Genomic DNA, 16,531 nt, shown 5'->3' with positions numbered 1-16,531 from the left:
TCAATAACATGAGTTTACCAGAAGGATTTTTATGGGGCGGCGCTACCGCCGCCAATCAATATGAGGGGGGCTTTGATCAAGGAGGCAGAGGACTATCTACATTGGATATTGTTACCAGCGGCAGTCAGGAACAGCCCCGTCAACTTACTGTGAAAGATGCGCAAGGCAAAATCCGCAACATTTCTATGTATGAAGGAATGCCAGCGGATTGCCAAGGATACTTAGACGAAAATCAGTATTATCCTAGCCATCGCGCCACAGATTTTTACCATCATTGGCAAGAAGACATTGCTTTATTTGCTGAACAAGGCTACAAGGCTTATCGGATGTCGATCAGCTGGACACGGATTTTTCCTGATGGAACGAAAGAATCGCTTAATGAAGAAGGAATTCTCTTCTATGAAAGGATCTTCAATGAACTGCTCAAATACGGCATTGAACCAATCGTTACCTTAAATCATTTTGATATGCCGCTGGCTTTAGCTGAAAGTCGTGAAGGATGGCTGGATCGGCGTACGATTGAAGATTTTCTGGACTATGCGGTTTTGCTGTTCGATCGTTTTAAAGAGCAAGTGAAGTACTGGATCACCTTCAATGAAATCAATTTTTTGAATGGCTATGTTTTTTTAGGGATCAAAGGAAAAGACTTAGGAAAAAGGGCGCAAGCATTGCATCATGTCTTTCTTGCTAGTGCCCGCTGCGTGATTGAAGGCAAAAAAATCAATCCCGATTTTCAAATTGGAATGATGCTTGCCAGTGCTGGTATGTACCCAGAAACCTGTAATCCAAACGACAGTATGCGGGAAATCGAAGTTTCTAGAATGTTCAAATATCTGTATAGTGATGTCCAATGCCGTGGGTATTACCCTGAATATGCCTTGAAGGAGTATGAACGAAACGGCTGGCAGCTGGTCATGGAATCAGATGATCTTGATCTTTTACGCGTAGGGACGGTCGATTTTCTTTCTTTTAGTTACTACAATTCAGCGGTCATCTCCACAAAAGAACAAGAAAAAACGAGCCGCGGCAATATGATGGAAGCGGTAAAGAATCCCTACTTAGAGGAATCGGAGTGGGGGTGGCCGATTGATCCGACAGGTTTGCGGATCGTATTGAACCAATTGTATGATCGCTACCAGCTGCCGTTGTTTATTGTAGAAAACGGCTTAGGCGCACTTGACACTTTTAACGAACAAAACGAGATCATCGATGATGCGCGTATCGCTTACCTCAGCGCCCATATTGAGCAGATGATCAAAGCGGTTGTACATGATGGCGTGAAACTACTGGGCTATACACCGTGGGGCTGTATTGATATCATATCTGCAGGAACAGGGGAAATGAAAAAACGTTATGGGTTCATTTATGTAGACTTGGATGATGCTGGAAAAGGGACTTTTGCCCGCAAAAAGAAAAAATCTTTTTACTGGTACAAAAAAGTGATTGAGTCTAATGGCACCTCGATCCAAGCAAAGTCTTGATTCAACCTGGAGGTTTTTTATGACAAAGACAGAGACTGATACACCTACCCAGATTACGTATTCCGTCCATTGCCAAAGATACGATTGGGGACCGGCAAACCATAAAATTGTGATTGATTTTGGACAAGTGATCGATGAGCAAGTAGATGCCTCGTTTTTTGAAGTACTAGGAGAAAAAGAAGGCTTTGATTGGTCGACGAAAATACCAAAGCAGATAAAAGGCAAGATCGAACTCAAAGAGGCTTATTTATCTGATTCGACAGGACAAAAGCAACCCGTCGATCTGCCGACGACGTGCGTTACATTGGCGTTGCAGGTTCATCCCGATGCCCCGTTGACATCACCCTTTGTCTTTAATCCACAGTTGTTTTTGAATCAAAAGCGACAGACGATGTATACGATCACGCTAAAGAAGCCTCTGTGTATTAATGGTTCTTCTTTGAACGAGCTCGTTTTGACGAACCAACAGTTTGAAGAAACCGTTTATGAAGGGACCGAGCAATTTCTGCAAAAAGAATTTTTTTATGAAGATGCTGAGTTTGGTGAGATCACTTTACACCATGCACTTTTTGAACCGAAGGAAAAAGGGAAGCATCCCCTAATCATTCTTTTGCACGGCGCGGGCGAAGGCGGAACCGATCCTGAAATTGCGCTTTTGGGCAATAAAGTGGTTGCTTGGGCTGATCCCGAAGTACAAGCGATGTTTGGTGGCGCCTATGTTCTGGTTCCTCAAGTGCCAGATATGTGGATGAACGATGGAAGCGGCGGTTACACTCAAGATGGCACCAGCAAGTATACCCGAGCTGTCAGCCGTTTGATTGATGAAGCAGTTCAGACCTTTGAAACGATCGATCCAACGCGGATCTATTTAGGCGGCGGCTCCAATGGCGGCTTTATGACCATCAATCTGCTTTTAAGAAAGCCCAATTTTTTCGCGGCAGCTTTTCCTATTTGTCAGGCCTATAAGACACAATGGCTCGATCAAAGACAACTTGAAGGCCTCAAGGAGGTCCCACTTTGGTTGACTCATGGCATTCACGATCAAGTCGTTTCCTTTAACGAGCATAGTCAGTCATTATATGAAACGCTACAAGCGATGAACCATCCGAATCTTCACGTGACTGCACTTGAAGCGATAACGGACGAAACAGGCTGCTATCAGGACGGTACGGGGGCACCGTATCGCTACAATGATCATTGGGCATGGATTCCAGTTTATAATGGTGAGATTGCGAATGAAACCCAGTCGTTGTTTCACTGGCTAGCAAAGCAAAAACGATAATGGGTTATCACCTCGGAAGATACCATATATTCCGAGGTGAAATATTTTTTGAGAAAGTTGGGTAAACAATGAATTATCTTGTTTATGATATAGGAGGCAGTTACATCAAATACTGTTTAATGACGGGGGATCGCGAGATTTTCTACAAAGGGAAAGTAAAAACACCTCTTGAAGAGAAAGCCTGCTTTTTAGTCGCTGTCGAAGAAATTTTTCGGCAATTCGAAGGGCAAGTCGATGGTATCGCCATCAGTATGCCGGGGAAAATTGATGTCTTCAACGGTTATGCCCATACCGCTGGTGTGCTGACCTTTTTAGAACAGACAAATATCGTTGATCTCTTTCATACATTCACTGATTTGCCGATCTCGGTAGAAAATGACGGCAAATGCGCGGCATTGGCAGAATCGTGGGTCGGAGCGCTGGCGCATACAGATCATGGCATCGTCTTGGTCTTTGGCACTGGTGTCGGCGGTGGACTGATCATCAATAATCGCCTACATCGCGGCAGCAGCGGGATCGCTGGAGAGTTTAGTTTTGTCCAGCAAACCGATGCGTACCATCAACCAGCCGCTTATTTCGGTGCTTCTGGCAGTGTTCTGTCGCTGGTTAGTGAAGGAGAACGAGTCAAAGGGATGGAAAAAGGCACGCTCAGTGGTGAGTTGCTGTTTCAACTGATTGAGGAAGGCGACAAAGAACTGCAAGGCGTTCTAGAAAAGTATTGTGATACGATCGCCCTTCATTTGTTCAACCTGCAGTATATTTTTGATCCCGAGACATTTGCTATCGGGGGCGGAATCAGTGAGCAAAAACGATTTATCCAAGAAATCGAAAAAAGCATTGATCGGTTGAAAGAGAAACACACATATCATCTTGCAGTGCCGCAGATCGTTCCGTGCAAGTTTCGAAATGACGCGAATTTGATTGGCGCCTTGATGAATCATCATTTAAATAAAGTGAAAAAAGTAAAACACAACCTTATATGAGCATGGGAGACACTCTGCGTTTAGAAAAAGACCAGAAATCGTTCGGTGCAAAATCGTTTGGGAGATATAGTCATGAATTTATTTGCAAAACTGAATTGTGTCAAATATTTGTCTGATACAGAACACAACATTATTGATTTGATTAATAAGGACCCAGTTGCTTTTACACAGATGACCATTCGTGAGATCAGTTCATTGGCATTTGTTTCTAAAGCTACCATCTATCGTTTTTGCAAAAAGTTGGGGTATTCCGGGTTGAATGAATTGAAATTAATGGTCACTGCCTCTTATGCCGATCAATTACAGCATGCAGATAAAAAAGTAGATTTGAATATTCCATTTGGAAAAACAGATTCTGCGTTTACCGTCATCTCAAATTTAAGAGATTTGTACGAGCGCTCGTTATTTTTGGCAACGACTTTTATCAGTGTCAAAGATCTGCAACAGATTGCCGTGGACTTGATCCATGCTGTCAATATTATTGTGTTTGTCGATGATGAACAGCTGCATGTAGCAAAAATTTTTAAAGATCGAATGGAAAGCTGTGGTGCCAGGGTCACAGTTCCTGCAAATCTCTATCAAAAAATTTCACTTGCACAATCGGCAGGTACCCAAGACATTGCGATATATGCTTCCTATTATCCTGTTCAAAAGCGTCACTTGGAGCTAGCAAAGATTTTAAAAGGCAATCAAGTGAAAATGGTGGTCATCAGCTCATCTGATGACCACTTACTCAATCATCATGGCGATCGCAACCTCGTAGTAGGCCCGATCGATCATGAAAAAGACAAGATCGCTGATTTTGCGATTACGATCATTTTTCAATTTTTGTTTGATTCCATCTACTCAGTATTCTTTAAAGAGCGCTACGAAGAAAACATTGAGAACTTACGTGCCTCTTACTTGAAGTATCGGAATATCTGAAAGGGGAGCTTGTGCCTGAAAATTGTGTTTTTAAGCGGTGAATAGCTAACTGTGGGACTATTTTCGTTTAGGGGTGGCTCATCCGTTAGAGTCTGGAAATGCTGCTTGGTTGAAGGACAGTGTTCATTGAAGGGACTATTCTTTATTAAACAAAAGTTAAAAACTCGATTCCATCATTTGGAATCGAGTTTTTTCGCGTCATTTTCTTCTAGCAGCTCGAAAATAATTGATCCCGGTTCCTGCAAATACTACGAAACTAGCCAATAGGAACAAAAATCCTACGGGGATTAGATAGAAATTTTCATGTAAAATGCCGGATTGATCGATGTATTCCACGGAGCTTGCTTTGATGAAGAAGCAGGCAAAGCCGAATAGTAGTAAAAATGTTCCGATCAAGGTCGTGATCAAATTGAGTTTGGCGCGTCGGGTCTCGCTGCCGTCTTTGATTAGTTTTTCAGTGATCTTGTTCACTTGAGTTCCTCCTAAAATCAATTCATCAAGCGAGAGTTGAAAAATCGTGGCGATGGCAATCAACATTTCTAAATCTGGTAGATTGCGATTGTTTTCCCAGTTCGAAACGGCTTGTCTCGTCACGTGTAGTTGAGTGGCAAATTGTTCTTGGGTCAAGTTATTTCTTGTGCGTACTTCTTTGATTTTTTCGCCAAATTCCATCTTTTTTTCCTTTCGCTGATGTGACTTAAGCATAGTCGAAACCTGCGTTGTTTCCAAGAAAGCAGGGCTTGCTTCTTGATAAATCAAGGGAAAGTGGTGCTTGCGTCGTTTTTTATCTGCTGTTTTTTTGAGAGGAGCATCGTTTTCATTCTGAGGTCGTGAAAAACGTCTGTGACAAAGTGACCTTGAAGCATGTTATTTTTACTGCATATCATTTTGTTTATTATAGCACTGAGGCTAAGGGGAAGGAAATATGTGGCTCGTTTTTTCTCTTGCTTGATTGGTACATGTTCGATACATGACAGTTTATCGAGTGGGGAGCAACGCAACAGCAAGTTTCTTTTCTTAAAGAAAATCACTTAGTTGACAAATAGGGAAACATCTTGTTTAATATACCCCGAGGGGTATAAGAAAGGAGCAAGAAATGTTTTCATTATTTAAACGCATACCAAGTATGTCAACAGCAGATTTACAAAAAGAAGGAGCCAAAGAATGGACGGTTCTGGATGTTCGCACGCCGGCGGAGTACCGTAGCGGGCACATTGCCTACGCCAAAAATGTACCGTTAAACAAGATTGCGGGCTTCACTAAAAAAGGTGACAAGAAACTGGCAGTCATTTGCCAATCAGGGATGCGAAGCAAACAAGCAGCCAAAATCCTAAATAAAAAGGGGTTTGATGTGGTCAATGTTCGCGGTGGCATGAATCAATGGCGGGGAACAACCAAAGGAGGAAAGTAACGATGGAAAAAATAGTTATTGTCGGTGGGGTAGCAGGAGGAATGTCTGCAGCAACGCGCTTACGTCGGCTTAAAGAAGTAGCGGAGATCATTATTTTTGAAAAAGGTCCTTTTGTCTCTTTTGCGAATTGTGGACTGCCGTATGCCATTTCTGGTGAGATCGAAGAGCGAGACGCCTTATTGGTCCAAACACCTGAGGCGTTAAAAAAACGGTTTAACCTAGATGTGCGGCCTCTTCATGAAGTGCTGGCGATCGATCCGGAGGAGAAAACGGTCACGGTCAAACATGGCGAACAGGTCTTCACGGAATCTTATGATGCGTTGATTTTATCACCGGGGGCAAAACCGCTAGTACCAGCGATCAAAGGGCTAGAAGAAGCAACCAACGCCTTTTCTTTGCGCAATGTTCCTGACTTAGACCAAATCATGACACATCTTGAAGACAAAAAGCCTCAAAAAGTGACGATCATTGGCGCTGGGTTTATTGGGTTAGAAGTCGCTGAAAATTTACATAAAAAAGGCCTACAAGTAACGATCGTGGAAAAAGCACCCCACGTATTGCCACCTTTGGATGAAGAAATGGCGGCGTATGTCAAAAATGAATTGATCAAGCAAGGGGTCAATGTTTTGACCTCGCAGTCAGCGACCGCTTTTGAAAAAGCAGGGCAAGAAATCGTTCTGGAGGATGGAACGGTTCTGGCTTCAGACATCACGATTCTTTCGGTGGGTGTCCAACCAGAAACGGATTTGGCGAAACGTGCTGGTATCCAATTAGGACACCGGGGGGGTATCCTGGTAGATGAGCAATACCAAACCAGCAAGAAAGACATTTACGCGGTGGGAGATGCCATCGTTGTGAAACAACAAATCACTAACGAAGACACGCTGATCTCCTTGGCGTCACCAGCCAATCGCCAAGGTCGGCAAGTGGCTGATGTATTGGGAGGACTGACTCGCAAAAACAAAGGCAGTATTGGGACGGCGATCGTGCGCGTATTCGATCTTGCCGCAGCGTCCACTGGGTTGAGTGAGCGCAGCGCCAAACTGGCGGGGCTAAATCCTCAGGTGGTTCATCTTTCAGGCAAAGACCATGCTGGGTATTATCCTGATGCGACGGATATTTATTTGAAATTGATTTTTGATGCTGATACTGGAAACATCTACGGTGCGCAAGGCATCGGTGCCAAAGGGGTCGATAAACGGATCGATATTTTAGCAACAGCGATCAAAGGTGGCTTAACGATCTTTGACTTGCCTGAACTGGAATTCACCTACGCGCCGCCTTTTGGCTCAGCGAAAGATCCAGTGAATATGATTGGCTATGCAGCGATCAATCTGGCAGAAGGAATCAGTGAGAATATCCAATGGCACGAATTGACGGAGGCCTTAGAAAACGGTAAGCAGTTGTTGGATGTTCGTTCAGAGATGGAATTAGCCAATAATGGGCGTTTTCAAGAGGCGCTCCACATTCCGTTAGATGAATTGAGAGATCGGTTGTCTGAATTGGATCCAAGTGTTTCGTATGTTGTTACGTGTCATAGCGGATTGAGAAGCTACATTGCCGAACGCATCTTAAAACAAGCGGGCATCAATTGTCAAAACCTCGATGGTGCCTTTTCGTTGTATAATACTATTAAGCCGGAGATGATTATTCATGATTAAAGCCATATCTATGGAGGAATTTACCCAAAAAGAAAAACGTGAGGCGCTTGAGATCCTTGATGTCAGAGAAGTTGATGAGTTTGCACAAGGACACATCAAAACAGCACAAAACCTACCGTTGAGCGAGCTGACGGAACAAACCAGCGACTTAGAGAAGAATAAAAATTACTATGTCATCTGTCATTCAGGGGCTCGTTCGCAAATGGCGTCTGAGTTTTTGAACCAGCAAGGGTTTCAAGTGACCAATGTCCTCGGCGGCATGTCAGCATGGAGAGGAGAAATCAAACGATGACCGCATGCAACAAAGATATTTTGAATCGGTTAAAACGAACCGAAGGCCAGTTGCGGGGGATTCAAAAAATGATCGAAGACGAGAAAGAATGCGTCGATGTCATCACGCAATTGTCCGCCGTTAGTTCCAGCGTCAACCGTATTATGGGGATCATTGTCGCTGAGAATTTGAAAAATTGTTTGGAAAATCCAGACAGCGACACGGAAACCCAAAAGCAGAAAATCGATCAAGCCGTTCAGCTGATCGTGAAGAAATAGCGGGATTTTTGAAAGGTTTGTCGCGTTTTTTATCATCCCATAGAAAAGGTTCAGAAGAGCAGTATGTTCTTCTGAACCTTTTTATTCTTCATCAGTGATTGCTTGTCGACACCAATGGAGGAAATAAGCGGAGCTTGTCGGGATGTTTTGTTTTTTTATTACGAAGGAATATACACCGAGAAGGCTGTATGGTTAAATGGAGGGAGAAACGTCAAAACGCCCGATGGGTCGTTGAGTATTTATAGCGACCAACGATCGCTTTTCTTATGACTAAAATCACAATAAGCGAGTGGGTGTTGCGCAGTTATGACGAATGAGAGAGGAGAGCTTCTTGAACAAAAAAATACAGTCTTTTACATTGCCTTTGATTGCTTCCAATTTGTTTCAAATCATTATTGCACAAGTTTCCTTAGCGATTATTTCAAGAAGATCCACGGAAGCGCTGGCGGCGATCGCACTGATCGACGGGTTTCTCTATGCTTTTGCGGGTATCTTAGGTGCGATTGGGCTGGCTTTTAATATTTATGGCGCAAAGGCAGTCGGGCAAAGAGAAGAGACGAAGTTAAATGATTATCTGTCGTCGGTTCTTTTTCTAGTAGTCGCGATCGGTGTGAGCTTTTTGCTGATTTTCCTGCTTTTTGGACGAGACATTTTACAGCTTGTTTACGGATTTAGCGGGGAGCTGCTAGGAACTGCGACGTTGTATCTTGCAATCATGTCCCCCTATATTTTACTTACGTTAGTCACGTTTGTTTTTACTAGCCTTTTAAAAATTGAAAAGAAAACGAACTACATCCTCGGTGTTTCGATCATTAGTGCGTTGGTACAGGTGTTGCTTAGCTATTTATTGATCAACGGCAATCTCGGTTTTCCCGCCATGGGGGTCTTAGGCAGTGGCATCGCAAATATGCTTGCGACTTTGTGCTTGCTGGGGATTTATGGGGTTCTTTTAAGAGAAAGTCTAGCAAGAGGGCTAAAACAAAGACCACGAAAACGCGCCTTTTTATTGAAAAAATCGATCCCCTTAATGATTCAGGAATGCTTTGAAGGCTTAGTCTTTATTATTGCTTTTGAAGCTTTCGTCTCACGGTTGGGTGTTAGTACGCTGGCCGCCTATGCGATCGGCAGCCAAGGATTGATGATCGCACGGTTGCCTGCTTTGATGTATGGCAACGCAGTGACCGTCTTTGCGAGTGAGGCGAATGGTCAGAAAAATCGTCAGAAGATTTTAGCAGTGGGAAAAAGTGCCTTCGCTTCTTCTTTCGTGGCTTATGTTGGAATCGCCAGTCTGATCTGGGGCTTTCGTTCTGCTTTTTTCCAGTTGTTTACTACAGATGTAGCTGTTTTAGACTTGTTGCCAGCTATTTTGCCAATCATGCTGGGGATAATGCTCGTCAGTCCGTTATATGAAATCACAAAATACTTATTACAAAGTTTGGAGTGCAGTCGCATGGTTTGTCTGTTGACAGGATGCGTCAACAGTCTGGTTTTAATGGGAATCACAGGCTTTTGGAGCAGTGGGCAGCTGAACTTTTTCTTCCTCTACTGTCTATACGGTTTGAATTTCCTGATTCTCGGCAGTTTCTTTGCAGGGCTGTTTTATTGGACGATCAAGCAGCGTTATCCTCAAGGCAAAGGACGCCTTTGAGGGGGATAGAAAAAAGCGAAGGTGCTGCTGATCCTTCGCTTTTTCGTCGCCTACAATTGGACAGGGGAGATTAATTGTGGCTGACTTCTTCGTAAAAGATAGCATTGCGTTCTGCAATCAGTTGGGTTTCCCTTCGCTCTAATTCGAGAAAGGTTTCGTCTGCCAGCAATTCGGCAGCAGAGTAGCCGGCCGCCAAGAAGTTTTCTGCATAGGTCAATTTCTGATTCGTGATGTTTCTTCGTTGCTCGGCAATGACGAGCAGCTGTTTCACATTCATACACTCACTCCATTCTTTTATAAAAAGCAAGTACTAAAAGAGGACAGCTAATAATACTTGCAAGTCAACGTTGAAGGCGGGATATCAATCATGCTCGGCTATTCATAAATAAGAGAAATACGGTAGGTTCGTTTCTGATTGGTCGTTTTATACGGAAGCTTTGTACTAAGTATAAAAAAATTTCCCCCGTAGCAACAGAACCTAGTCGTTTACATAAAGCAACGATTGGTTTACATTACTCGGACAAGCGGGTGTTACAAGAAAAACAAGTAATTTTTCCTAGGGGAACGGCGGGATTTGACGACAAAAAAACCTGCGATCGCCTCAGGCGGATAGCAGGTTTCACGGGCTAGTAGAAATAGCTTAAACGGTTTGTTTTGCTGGGCGCAGCAAGACTTCGCTGATCGCCACATGTTTGGGCTGTTGAATGGCATAAACCACTGCATTTGCTACATCTTCTGGCGTTAGGCTGTTGCCTTCTACGCGAGAGGTTTCTTTCAAGGCTGCTTCTAGTTGAGCATTACCTACGGTTTCAAACAATTCCGTGGAGACCATTCCCGGAGAGACGATGGTGGAGCGAATGCCATGTTCACGTTCTTCTTGGCGCAAGCCTTCCATGATTGCACGAACTGCAAACTTTGTCCCGTTGTACACGGCAGATCCCGGGTAAATGACATGTCCAGCAACTGAGTCAGTGGCGATGATCAAGCCATCTTGTTGTTTTTGCATGATGGGCAGCACAGCGCCGATCCCGTTCAATACCCCCATGATATTGATATCCAGCATTTTTTGCCAGCTGTCATAGTTCAACTCTGCCAAGTTTCCTTGAGGCATGATACCAGCATTATTGAAAAGGACATCAATACGACCAAAGGAGGTCATGGCTAAATCAATGACTTGTTGGACTTGTTCGCGATTCGTGACATCGGCTGTTTGATACAAAACATTTTCTCCTAGTTTTTCAGCCAGGGCTTTAATGCGCTCTTCGCGGCGGGCTGCGATTACTACTTTTGCCCCTTGTTCGGCTAGCTTAACGGCGGTTGCTTCCCCAATTCCCGAAGAGGCTCCCATAATTACGATAACTTTTTCTTTGATTTCTGTCATTTGTATTTCCTCCAGTGAATGATTTTTTCATCGAATCCTGCTGCTGCCAAACCCAAACCTGCGAGATGACGGGTGATTGACAGTACAGTGCTTGCGGTGTATTTTTATTGTAGAACCTGAAGTTAGGTTTAGGTCAAGGGAGAAACAAAATTTTTTTTAGGAGCGATGCAAGTGAGTTACTCGATTGGTGAAGTATCAAAAACGACTAACATCCCCATCTCGACACTACGTTACTACGATCGAGAAGGAATGTTTCCGAATATGGCCCGTAGCAATGGCGGCATTCGGGTGTTTTCAGAAAAAGAAGTAGCGACGATCAAAGTGATCGATTGTTTGAAGAATACCGGCATGCCCATCAAAGACATCAAGAATTTCTTGGATTGGGGCGAAGAAGGCGATGCGTCTTTGCAGAAACGACAGCAGCTGTTTCATGAACGTTTGGAAGAAGTCACCAAGCAAATGGCAGCCTTGCAAGAAACGATGAATACGATCAAATACAAATGCTGGTACTACGATACAGCGATGGCAGCAGGTACCGAGGCGGTAGTAAAAGAGTTGCCGCTAGAAGAAATACCAGAAGAAGTCCGATCATACAAACTGTAAGTCCATCGAAAAACCACCTGCTGTTTTTGCAGGTGGTTTTTCGATTCTACTGGTTTTGCTGGGAAAATCAACCTTGCCAGTTGCCGTTTTCTAATGAAAGACTGACAATCCTACGAAAATAGGCTCTGTTATTCAGTAGCGCTACTCAATAACCCCCACTGGAATCAAATAGCGGGGTTCATTTTCCGTCGGCAGTTGTAATAATTCTTTGAGTTCATGATCCGTGAAGGCGCCGATCGGCACAGCGCCTAAGCCTAACGCTTGGGCTTGTAAAAGGACGTTTTGGGCGGAATGACCGACTTCGATATAGGCATAGCGTTCGATTCCTCGGTCCCCATAGCGCTCAATCAGTCGTTCATAAACCACTGTATAAAGCAATGTGGCAGGTGCCCGTTGGATCGCTTGCTGATCCAACGAACCTTCCGCCAATGCGGTCCGAAAATCACCAGCAAGGATTTTTTCTAAGGCATGTTGCTCAGGTTGATACAGATAAAGCCCTGGCTCAAGCCCCGTTACCTGTGTGACCACGACATAGAGGTCTAAGGGATACAAGGCACCAGCCGAAGGCGCTGTCCGGCGACCATCTTCTGTAGTGACACCGGCAGCGGCCCATAAAAGCTGTGCCAGCTGTTCTTGTGTTAGCTCAGTGTCTTGAAAATCTCGTTGCGAGCGCCGCTCGAAGAGAGCTTCCGCCACACTGGTTTCCCCGTCTAAGATCGGTTGCGGCAGTGGAAAGGTTTCATAGGAAACCGCAGGTTCAGAAGAAGTGGCGGTGTTGGTAGTCGGTTGTTCTTCAATCGGTGCTGTATCCGCACTGCAGCCAGTGAGGAGTAAGCCCAGCATCCAAAGAGCGCCTAAATGAGCAAAGCGAAATCGTTGGTAACGGGTCATGAGGGTTCCTCCTTTTCCTAAGGACTTCGTGTTATTTATAAGTATAACAAGGATTGCTTTTTCATGCGCTTTTATTCACAAGTAGATAATTAGGGAGGTAAGCAGTCTCTCAGTCGTATCATAGGCTGATTGTGCTTTTTAATATTTTCTAAAGACCTAGATAATGAGTAGTATCGTATTAACTTGCTATGAATATTTTTTATGAAATCCAAACCGACTGCAATCAAACGTAAGAGAAAAAAAGGCCATACAAAAACCCTCCAGCAACGAATTGCTGGAGGGCTTCATTTAATTCGCAGCTGCCAATGACGCTTGGTTTTGTTTGGCATGGTAGGCTTCTACGTCTAAGATTGCTTGTTTGAACATTTCTCGCGTGATCTCATAAGGCACGTGGACGATATCATTGGTGGTCATTGCTTTATCTAAGATTGCCTCAAGGTCGCTGGTGGCGTTAAGACCCATATCTGCTAAGCAAACCGGCAGTTTGTTTTCCTTCATAAAGGCGTAGATGCGCTGGAAGAGGGCCTCTTGCTGATCGAGCTGCAACAAGGCCAAAACACCGTAACTAACGGAAGCACCATGCAAATAGTCTTCCATTTTTTCCAAAACGGTCGTTCCGTAGTAAAAGGAATGGGCAAGGGCGGAGTTGTAATCATTGATGACTAAGACGGAAACTAAGCCGGTAGTCACGATGATATCCAAGACGACTTGCTCAATGGCATAAGATGGCTGATTGGCGGCACTGTCTTTCAAGGCTTGTGTGCCGTATTGCAATAAGCGTTCCGTGCACATTTTGCCGATTTGGATGCCTAACCCATCGGTGTAGTCTAACTCATCGCCCCGCGCTGAAAACGTCGATTCGATCTCTTTGGAGAGGGCATCGCCGATTCCTGCCCATAAGTACTTGTCGGGGGCCTGGGCGATGATCTCACTGTCGATAAAGGCATGGGTCGGTGGTTGCGAAGGGAAAAACAGCCCTTGCATCTCGCCGTTTTCTTTATAGATGACACAGACCGCGGTGACTGGTGAGCAGTTGGAGCCGATCGTTGGAAAGGTGAAGACTGGTTTGCCTGCTTTTTCTCCAACCACTTTGACGGTATCGCAAACGCGGCCGCCGCCAACGGCGAATAGAACATCGGCGGCTTGGACGCTTGGATTGGCTAACAGCTGATCGACGTTTTCATAGGTCGAGTTGCCGCCGTACCACAAGGTATCCGTCACTTTGACTGCTGACGTTAAACCGGCTTTGATCTTGTCTTCGGCTTTTTCAAGGGCGGTTTTTCCGCCGATGATCACGGCATTGGTGCCGTATGGTTTTACGATCTCATTTACTTTTTCGTAGGCGTCCGCCCCGATTGTGTAGTTTGGCAAAAAGATACTTTGACTCATACTGTTTTCCTTCTTTCTTGGCCACGAGATTGGCTAAAATTGGTCCGGTAATTTGATGGATCACCATGCCGACTGCGGCAGGGGTAACGGCTGCAGCAATGGCGGCAAAGTGGGCATTGGCTAACGAGATCGCTAGGCCGGTATTTTTCATTCCTAATTGAAACATGATGGATTTGGCTTGGGTGGCACTGACGCCCATCACACGGCTCAGACCATAGCCTGCACCGTAGCCGATCAAGTTATGGAGCAAGACTAAGAAAATCACGATCAAGCCAGATTGGACGATGACGGCACCGTTGCGAGCGACAGTTCCGGCAACGATCAATAAGATACTAACGGAAGAAATCAACACAAATGATTGCAGAAATCGCTCGATGTGCTTGGCAATGAGTTTGTGGACGATCACCCCTAAAATGATCGGCAAAAGCACCATCTGCAATACAGACAAGAGCATTTCCCAGAAGGAGATCTCAGTATACTGACCAGCCAAGATGTAAACCAAAAAGGGGGTAACGACGGTCGCTAACAAGGTCGATACCGTGGTCATGGAAACGGTGAGGGCGACATCGCCTTTGCCGATAAAGGTCATGACATTGCTGGCGGTTCCACCAGAAACGCAACCTAGTAGGACAAACCCGATGATCAAACCGGAAGAAAGACCAAACAGCTGCGCTAAGCCGTAAGCAACCAAAGGACTGATGGTGAACTGGAAAAGCACTCCTAAGATGAATGCTTTAGGCTGTAAGACGACCATTTTAAAAGCAGCAACGTTTAAAGTCATCCCCATACAAAACATGATGATGCTCAGAAGAATCGTTGTACGAGGCGGAATCCATAAGAAGGGTTGCGGGAAAAAATAAGAGACGATCATCAATAAAATCATGATATAGATCAAATACTTGTTTACAAAAGCAGCGATCGTGTTGACGGTTTTCATAAGAAAAAATCATCCTTCCTTTTTCTGCATGACCAATCAAGTGTTCAAACAGAAGGGGTCTTTAGAATAAGTGCAGTGCATAACCGTGGGGAATCGGCAGCAGTTGTTCAACGAGCGTTTTCGGATCTATCTGACATCAATGTGTCAGCCTGCAAAAGGCCGCTTCCTTGAAAATGGGTATAAAAAAACACTCCATCTCAAGAAGTTGATCTTCTTTTTGGATGCAATGTGAATAGGGACTCTTTGAATGTATAAATCAAACAGTCCCGGCTATAATAATAAAATAATTCGTTTGCTAACATTGGTGCGGGTCATATACGCCACCGTCCTTTTCTTTATTTGGAATTTTCTAAATATTTAAATTATTTCTACCTAGTCTACAAAAGAGTCAAGGCTTTGTCAATCGTTTGAGAAAATTTTTTTCATTTTTTTGGGTGTTTTTTTAAAAACATGGGTTTCTATGGGGAAAAATAGCAAGAATTGGTTTGTGCTGTGCCTTTTTCTCCTTCGTTTAGAAACAGAATAGTTGTTGGATCTAGGTTTTTGTCCTACGATGATACTAGCAAGAGTTGGAAAAAGAGTCGAGAGGAGTAAAGAAAATGAAGATTTTTGTCGTTGGTGCTACCGGACGGGTGGGCCAAAAATTGATCGCCTTTCTAGAAAAACAAGGACACATCGTTTATGCTGGTGCGCGCAGCAGTGAGAAAATCACAGAAACGGAGAATATCAAGCCCGTGTTCTTTGATTTACACACGGAACCGGAAGAGATGGCGGCCAAATTCGCAGATGCGGAAGCGGTATACTTCGTGGCGGGTTCCCGAGGCAAAGACTTGCTGCAATCTGATCTGTATGGTGCGGTCAAAGTGATGCAAGCCGCTGAATCAAAAGGAATCAAGCGCTACATCCACCTTAGCTCAGCCTATGCCTTAGAACCTGAACAGTGGCAAAGGGAAGGCATGGCGTCATTGATGGATTACACGATCGCCAAATTTTTCTCTGATCGCTGGCTGATCGACAATACCGCACTAGACTATACGATTTTGCAGCCGGGTGCGTTGAAAGAAACACCAGGATCTAGTTTGATCGAGATCAGTGAAACGACCTCTGGTGCGATCCCGATCGAGGATGTCGCCGTCTTGTTAGGTGAAATGCTGGAACGTCCAGCAACTTATCAAAAAGTCATCAAAGTCCAAGCAGGAGAAACACCGATCAGCGAGGCACTGGATCAGCTTTAAGGCGTGCCTTTGGGCTTGAAGAGAATGTACTGAAGGAACTGCACGGCAGCGAATCGTTGTCGTGCGGCTTTTTTTTCGTAAAACTTTGAGATGCCCCTTCATTGCTATGAAAGCGATGACTCTTGACTTTGGAAAAATAGTTTGTTACGCTTATTG

Annotated in this window: 17 protein-coding genes; 11 read left to right on the top strand and 6 right to left on the bottom strand. The window is 44.5% G+C overall.

The window, feature by feature from the left end; translation table 11 throughout:
* Positions 1 to 8: 8 nt before the first annotated feature.
* The 4 genes from IGJ01_RS16185 to IGJ01_RS16170 all read left to right on the top strand — a co-directional run bounded on the left by IGJ01_RS16185 (position 9) and on the right by IGJ01_RS16170 (position 4,670).
* Positions 9 to 1,481: a glycoside hydrolase family 1 protein gene (locus IGJ01_RS16185; RefSeq protein WP_144330802.1), complete on the top strand. Its 1,473-nt coding sequence runs from the start codon at positions 9 to 11 to the stop codon at positions 1,479 to 1,481.
* A gap of 19 nt (positions 1,482 to 1,500) precedes the next feature.
* Positions 1,501 to 2,763: a prolyl oligopeptidase family serine peptidase gene (locus IGJ01_RS16180; RefSeq protein WP_176273440.1), complete on the top strand. Its 1,263-nt coding sequence runs from the start codon at positions 1,501 to 1,503 to the stop codon at positions 2,761 to 2,763.
* A 68-nt stretch (positions 2,764 to 2,831) separates the two neighbouring features.
* Positions 2,832 to 3,746: an ROK family protein gene (locus IGJ01_RS16175; RefSeq protein ID WP_086316656.1), complete on the top strand. Its 915-nt coding sequence runs from the start codon at positions 2,832 to 2,834 to the stop codon at positions 3,744 to 3,746.
* Between the two features lie 72 nt (positions 3,747 to 3,818).
* Positions 3,819 to 4,670 (top strand): MurR/RpiR family transcriptional regulator, encoded by an 852-nt coding sequence (locus IGJ01_RS16170; protein ID WP_086316655.1) that lies wholly within the window; start codon positions 3,819 to 3,821, stop codon positions 4,668 to 4,670.
* Between the two features lie 198 nt (positions 4,671 to 4,868).
* Here the strand turns inward: IGJ01_RS16170 and IGJ01_RS16165 are convergent, their stop codons facing one another.
* Entirely contained in the window at positions 4,869 to 5,342 is a 474-nt protein-coding gene (locus IGJ01_RS16165) for a DUF3955 domain-containing protein (protein ID WP_052533231.1), read from the bottom strand.
* A 424-nt stretch (positions 5,343 to 5,766) separates the two neighbouring features.
* Between IGJ01_RS16165 and IGJ01_RS16160 the strand changes: the two genes are divergently transcribed.
* The 5 genes from IGJ01_RS16160 (at position 5,767) to IGJ01_RS16140 (ending at position 9,939) form a co-directional block, all read left to right on the top strand.
* Entirely contained in the window at positions 5,767 to 6,081 is a 315-nt protein-coding gene (locus tag IGJ01_RS16160) for a rhodanese-like domain-containing protein (protein WP_086316654.1), read from the top strand.
* Positions 6,082 to 6,083: 2 nt separating this feature from the next.
* Complete coding sequence (locus tag IGJ01_RS16155; protein ID WP_086316653.1) at positions 6,084 to 7,742, top strand: FAD-dependent oxidoreductase; 1,659 nt, start codon at positions 6,084 to 6,086, stop codon at positions 7,740 to 7,742.
* A complete protein-coding gene (locus tag IGJ01_RS16150; protein ID WP_086316652.1) occupies positions 7,735 to 8,034 on the top strand; it encodes a rhodanese-like domain-containing protein in 300 nt (99 codons plus the stop codon). The genes IGJ01_RS16155 and IGJ01_RS16150 overlap by 8 nt, the downstream gene beginning before the upstream one ends.
* Positions 8,031 to 8,291 carry a metal-sensitive transcriptional regulator gene (locus tag IGJ01_RS16145; protein ID WP_005230585.1) on the top strand — a complete coding sequence of 87 codons (261 nt, stop codon included), beginning with the start codon at positions 8,031 to 8,033 and terminating at the stop codon, positions 8,289 to 8,291. The genes IGJ01_RS16150 and IGJ01_RS16145 overlap by 4 nt, the downstream gene beginning before the upstream one ends.
* Positions 8,292 to 8,622: 331 nt before the next feature.
* Positions 8,623 to 9,939 carry an MATE family efflux transporter gene (locus IGJ01_RS16140; RefSeq protein ID WP_086316650.1) on the top strand — a complete coding sequence of 439 codons (1,317 nt, stop codon included), beginning with the start codon at positions 8,623 to 8,625 and terminating at the stop codon, positions 9,937 to 9,939.
* A 70-nt stretch (positions 9,940 to 10,009) separates the two neighbouring features.
* On the opposite strand, the gene IGJ01_RS16135 is transcribed toward IGJ01_RS16140, so the two are convergent.
* Both IGJ01_RS16135 and IGJ01_RS16130 read right to left on the bottom strand, forming a co-directional pair.
* Positions 10,010 to 10,216 (bottom strand): hypothetical protein, encoded by a 207-nt coding sequence (locus IGJ01_RS16135; RefSeq protein WP_008380254.1) that lies wholly within the window; start codon positions 10,214 to 10,216, stop codon positions 10,010 to 10,012.
* A gap of 363 nt (positions 10,217 to 10,579) precedes the next feature.
* A complete protein-coding gene (locus IGJ01_RS16130) occupies positions 10,580 to 11,320 on the bottom strand; it encodes an SDR family oxidoreductase (RefSeq protein ID WP_008380252.1) in 741 nt (246 codons plus the stop codon).
* Positions 11,321 to 11,485: 165 nt separating this feature from the next.
* On the opposite strand from IGJ01_RS16130, the gene IGJ01_RS16125 reads away from it, so the two are divergent.
* Positions 11,486 to 11,923, top strand: coding sequence for a MerR family transcriptional regulator (locus IGJ01_RS16125; RefSeq protein WP_086298802.1), 438 nt, complete (start codon positions 11,486 to 11,488; stop codon positions 11,921 to 11,923).
* A 141-nt stretch (positions 11,924 to 12,064) separates the two neighbouring features.
* Here the strand turns inward: IGJ01_RS16125 and IGJ01_RS16120 are convergent, their stop codons facing one another.
* From IGJ01_RS16120 to IGJ01_RS16110, 3 genes are all read right to left on the bottom strand, one after another.
* A complete protein-coding gene (locus IGJ01_RS16120; protein ID WP_086298800.1) occupies positions 12,065 to 12,814 on the bottom strand; it encodes a SagB/ThcOx family dehydrogenase in 750 nt (249 codons plus the stop codon).
* A 288-nt stretch (positions 12,815 to 13,102) separates the two neighbouring features.
* The gene (locus IGJ01_RS16115; protein ID WP_005233244.1) at positions 13,103 to 14,203 is read right to left on the bottom strand and encodes an iron-containing alcohol dehydrogenase family protein; all 1,101 of its coding nucleotides are present in this window, start codon (positions 14,201 to 14,203) and stop codon (positions 13,103 to 13,105) included.
* On the bottom strand, positions 14,139 to 15,140 hold the full coding sequence (locus IGJ01_RS16110; protein ID WP_005233246.1) for a bile acid:sodium symporter family protein: 1,002 nt from the start codon (positions 15,138 to 15,140) through the stop codon (positions 14,139 to 14,141). The genes IGJ01_RS16115 and IGJ01_RS16110 overlap by 65 nt, the downstream gene beginning before the upstream one ends.
* 599 nt (positions 15,141 to 15,739) lie before the next feature.
* Between IGJ01_RS16110 and IGJ01_RS16105 the strand changes: the two genes are divergently transcribed.
* Complete coding sequence (locus IGJ01_RS16105; RefSeq protein WP_008380239.1) at positions 15,740 to 16,375, top strand: NAD(P)H-binding protein; 636 nt, start codon at positions 15,740 to 15,742, stop codon at positions 16,373 to 16,375.
* Positions 16,376 to 16,531 lie beyond the last annotated feature (156 nt).

The organism is Enterococcus sp. AZ089 (genome assembly GCF_050547225.1).
GTDB lineage: Bacteria > Bacillota > Bacilli > Lactobacillales > Enterococcaceae > Enterococcus_D > Enterococcus_D entomosocium.
This window is presented reverse-complemented; position numbering and strand designations above follow the sequence as displayed.